4 protein-coding genes are annotated in these 3833 nt (G+C 62.2%); 3 read left to right on the top strand and 1 reads right to left on the bottom strand.

Features of this window, described 5'->3' with window-relative positions; all coding sequences use genetic code 11:
* Nucleotides 1–756: 756 nt before the first annotated feature.
* Complete coding sequence (locus EQG76_RS33475) at nucleotides 757–1296, top strand: RICIN domain-containing protein (protein WP_159714352.1); 540 nt, start codon at nucleotides 757–759, stop codon at nucleotides 1294–1296.
* Nucleotides 1297–1463: 167 nt separating this feature from the next.
* Here EQG76_RS33475 and EQG76_RS33470 read toward each other — a convergent pair whose 3' ends face one another.
* On the bottom strand, nucleotides 1464–2093 hold the full coding sequence (locus EQG76_RS33470; RefSeq protein ID WP_159714349.1) for a calcium-binding protein: 630 nt from the start codon (nucleotides 2091–2093) through the stop codon (nucleotides 1464–1466).
* Between the two features lie 430 nt (nucleotides 2094–2523).
* Here EQG76_RS33470 and EQG76_RS13905 point away from each other — a divergent pair, with 430 nt between their 5' ends.
* Nucleotides 2524–3396, top strand: a complete 873-nt coding sequence (locus EQG76_RS13905; protein WP_159714346.1) for a calcium-binding protein — start codon at nucleotides 2524–2526, stop codon at nucleotides 3394–3396.
* 240 nt (nucleotides 3397–3636) lie between these two features.
* The coding region (locus EQG76_RS13900) for a hypothetical protein (RefSeq protein ID WP_159714343.1) at nucleotides 3637–3833 on the top strand (197 nt) is incomplete at its 3' end.

Below are 3833 nucleotides of genomic sequence, written 5' to 3'. Positions count from 1 at the left end.
AGGAGGAGCCCTCCCGGCCTGCGGTCTGAGACACCTGCCGGAACGACGGAGTCCAGTACATCTCGCGGGGCCGGAACAAGTGGCAGGATGTGTCGGCCTCTCCTGCGCAACCGCATCACGATGTGCCACATCGACGGCGCCGGCGATCGAAAGTTCGACTCCGTCGAAGGCATCCGGTTGGCCCCAGTACCGGGTCGAGTAACCCGCAACACCCGACCAGGTTAGAGAACCCAGGTGGACCGCCATCGTCGCTGCCATCCGCCGCCAGCAAAAGCGGATCCCTTCCCGGAGCGCAGAGCTACGTTCTTCAAGCCGGCCAATGGCAGTGTCGGGGGCAGGCGAGGAGGTGCCTCATAGATCTGAATGTGAAGCCGGGCGAACAGGTCACGAGCGTGGTGAGCGGTTAGCACCAAGACAATCATCGCCCGCGGAACCACGGGCTACCACCCAAGACGGGCGAAGCTACAAGAAGCTACAAAAATGCACCTTCATGATCCGAGAAACATCGAATAATCAGCCAAAAAATACTATTCATCAAGGGGTTATATCAGTTTCCCCCTCCTATATTCCCTTGTGGACCAAGCGTATACTTAAAACGAATCTAAGTTATATTGAAGTACATTGTACTACGAATTCTGTTGACAACATGTGTTCATGATACGATTATGTAAGTTGCCATAAGCTATGTATAGCGCAGCATACAATAGCTATGGCTTGTCATGCGGTCAATGCGAAACCTAATCGAGGACAATCGTCATGATGCGCTTAACAAACAAAGCGGTCCATCCCCGATGGGGAAATACTCTCGGAAGGATACTGCTACCTTCTGCATTGTTGATTTGCGCCGCCTCGGCGCAAGCAATTGCTCATGACTATTATTATGTAGTCGCAAAGCACAGCAACAAGTGCCTTCATCAGCATGGAGCAACCCAGGGCAATGGAGATGCCATCACTCAGTGGAGTTGCGTGAATCAACCAAACGTAAAGCTGGAGCTACGGCGAGCAGGTGGTGGCTATTATTTTCTAAGACTCAAGCACAGCGAGAAGTGCGTTCACCAACACGGAGCAACGTTCGGGGATGGTGATCCTATTACGCAGTGGCAGTGCGTTAATCAGCCCAACGTCAAAATCAAGAGGATACCAGCAGGCGGTGGATATTACTGGTTGCAGTTTCAACATAGCGGCAAGTGTGTTCACCAACACGGAGGAACCTCGGGAAATGGCGATCCAATCACGCAGTGGGCCTGCATCAACCAACCCAATGTACTCTGGCGATTCGTGAAGGCGCCTCACTGACAAGCAGACCAGGTCATCAGCCAACTCCATCAAGAACGATCTCGGTGCCATACAACCGGCACAGGATCTCCCTCAGGGCAGAGTTGCATAGTGAGAACTGCCAGATGGTTGGCTGGTCCGACAGCACATTAATAGCCCTCAGTCTTCATCCCCATCCTGCGACATCATCAGGGCCCGCTAGTCCTCGAACCAGTCGATCGTGGCAGCGTGCAGAGTACGCTCATGAAGGAAGCCGCGGTCTTCACCCCGGACCGGGCCTGCAGCCGGCTTGCGGGCAGGCTCCGCAAGTGGCCACCGCCCGCCACTCCTTGCGCCTGGCCCACAGGCGCTCGATCCGGTTGTGGTTGTGGTAGATCTAGGCAGGACAAGCGACCGGCGCCTCGTGCCGCAGTGGCGGGATCATCGGGTGGCGGCTGCCCAGATTCCAGATGTGCTCGCGGAAGGCGTGGCTGGTATAGCCCCATCCGCATGACGTCGTTCGCCTCGCTGTTGTTGGCGCCGGGGCTGTCGTAGAGGCCATTGTGGTGCCGGAAGTCGATGCCGAACAGGTCGTTGCCGGCGCCGCCGATCAACAGGTCCCAGCCAGCACCGCCGGCCAGCCGATCGTCGCCCTCGCCGCCAGTGGTCAGGTCCGCCCCGCGCCCGCCGAACGCGATGTCGTTGCCGGCTCCGAGTTCGATCTGGTCTGCACCGGCGAACGCCTTGACCCAGTCGTCCCCGGCCAGGGCGTAGATCCGGTCCGGCTGGCCGCTGCCATACAGCAGGTCGTTGACGAGCGTGCCCGTGCGCGTGACCATGGAGGCGGAGTTCCCTGAACCGGTGGTTGTTCCCCTACCGGCGAGCGCAAGCGCGGGCGGTCGGGCGCATCAGGCAGTACTTCCTTTCCATGACCATGCGGCAATGTCACTGCTCCTGGCCTGCCGGCAGCCGCGTCGCCTGCCCTGCATCCGGCAGCCGGCTCACCATTTTGAGCGGATGACGGCCGTCCTGCCTGCGCTTCTTCCCGGACGGCAGAAGCGGCACGTCCCGGCCGACCCCGACCTCCAACCTGCTGGTGGAGGCGCTGCCCCCCGGCTGGTCCCGGCCGGCGGGATTGGCCGCAGGGCGTAGCGCCGCCGCTACACTGTCCGGGTCCTGAACAGCATCTGAACAAAATCCAATGAACACTGACGAACCGACGGGTATCCAGCCGGTTCAAGTCAGCGCATGGGAAGGGGGAGACGCATCGTGCGCGAGATTTCCGGCAGCGAGGGCAATGACGTGCTATCCGGGACGGCCGCGGCCGACACGATCCTGGGCGGTGCCGGCGACGACGTGATCGGCTTCGGGACCGATCCGTTCGGCGGGACCGTCCTCCTGGCCGAGCCCGGCGACGACGTCATGGCCGGCGAGGCCGGTGACGACCGGCTGAACGGCGGCGACGGCCACGATCTCCTCGACGGCGGCCCGGGCCTCGACGTCCTGTTCGGCGGCAACGGCGACGACCGTCTGGTGGGCGGGTCCGGCGATGACTATCTCAACGGCGGCGACGGCCATGACTGGCTGCATGGCGGCAGCGGCAACGATGAGCTCTATGGCGGGGTCGGCAACGACTATCTAATCGGCAGCGACGGCCAGGACCGCCTTTATGGCGGCGACGGCCGCGACCGGCTGGCTGGGGGCGACGGCCACGACATCCTCACCGGCGATGGCGGCAGCGACTATCTGAATGGCGGTGCCGGCGACGACATGCTGTTCGGCGACGGTGCCAGCGACCGGCTGTCCGGCGGCAGCGGCGCCGACGAGTTGCATGGCGGCGACGGCGACGACGTCCTGGCCGGCCAGGACGGCGAGGACGTCCTCTTCGGCGGCGACGGCCAGGACCAGCTGACCGGCGGCGGCGGCGACGACGGCCTGATCGGCGGGGCGGGCGACGACGTGCTGGATGGCGGCCTGGGCAGCGATGCCGCCCTGTTCACCGGCGCTTCGGCCGACTATGCGGTGACCCAGCAGGACGATGGTGGCTGGACGGTCACGCACCTGGCCGGCGGCGATGGCACGGACGTCCTGCACCAGATCGAGTTCCTGGTCTTCACCGACCGGACCATCGCCCTCGCCTGACCAGGATACTCCTTTCCCGAAGGAAATGGCCCGGGCCAACCCCGGCCATTGCGCCAATCACCGCAAGAAAAATTTCCAGCAATTCGTCGAAGCGATTCCGTCACGCCCGTCCACACGATCTTGTGATAGATTAGGCACTGCCAGAAACCCTGGCATGAAGAAGCTGAGCACGAGCTTCACTGGTCACTGTATGCGCCGAGGCACCTACGTCATCGCCATGACTTTGATGAGGAGCGTGCTATGAAGTACACGACCATCAGCAGAATCCGGAACATCACCGCGACACTTGCCTGTGCTGCGACGGTCGGGTGGGCCGGTGGTGCCCTGGCGGACGGCTGGCCGGCCAGCATTGCCGGCACCTGGAACGTCGTCGCCAACCAGACCAGCGGCCAGCTGGTGATCTCCCAGGCGGGTGCCGGTACCTGCAAGCGGATCAT

Origin of the sequence: Geminicoccus flavidas (assembly GCF_009806515.1) — a bacterium.
Lineage (GTDB): Bacteria > Pseudomonadota > Alphaproteobacteria > Geminicoccales > Geminicoccaceae > Geminicoccus > Geminicoccus flavidus.
Note: the sequence above shows the minus strand (reverse complement) of the source record. Positions and strands in the feature narration are given on the sequence as shown.

Coding starts and splice junctions, on each gene's coding strand:
- EQG76_RS33470 (WP_159714349.1), bottom strand. CDS start 2,093: ATGGTCACGCGCACGGGCACGCTCGTCAACGACCTGCTGTATGGCAGC.
- EQG76_RS33475 (WP_159714352.1), top strand. CDS start 757: ATGATGCGCTTAACAAACAAAGCGGTCCATCCCCGATGGGGAAATACT.